Source organism: Bacillus cereus group sp. Bce019 (assembly GCF_051781745.1).
GTDB classification, from domain to species: Bacteria; Bacillota; Bacilli; order Bacillales; family Bacillaceae_G; genus Bacillus_A; species Bacillus_A cereus.
This window is the reverse complement of sequence record NZ_JBPWJX010000204.1, coordinates 1-260: the sequence shown is the minus strand read 5'-3', so window position 1 is coordinate 260 and position 260 is coordinate 1. Positions and strand designations below refer to the sequence as shown.

The following is a 260-nucleotide window of genomic DNA, read 5'->3' as shown; positions in this document are numbered from 1 at the left end:
CGGACAAGCGGCTTGACCGGTCGCTGGCGCTGAACCGCACAAACACTGTATCCGATCAGGTGCTGGACAATGACCGGGCCAACGCCTCCGAGGCGACGGCCGGGCTGGGCGCAGCCGAGGCCGGCCTTGCGGCGGCTGATGCGGGCATCTCGACCGCGCAGGCGCAGGTGGTCGACGCGCGCGCGCAGGTGACGGCGGCGCAGGCGGCGATTGACGTGGTGGCGAAGTCCATTGCCGACAGCACGCTCAAATCTCCGCGC

1 protein-coding gene is annotated in these 260 nt (G+C 70.4%); it reads left to right on the top strand.

All coding sequences use genetic code 11. From position 1 onward, the window contains the following. Nucleotides 1–260, top strand: a 260-nt coding sequence (locus ACS2QP_RS28015; protein WP_438883103.1) for a hypothetical protein, incomplete at both ends; no start/stop codon positions are given.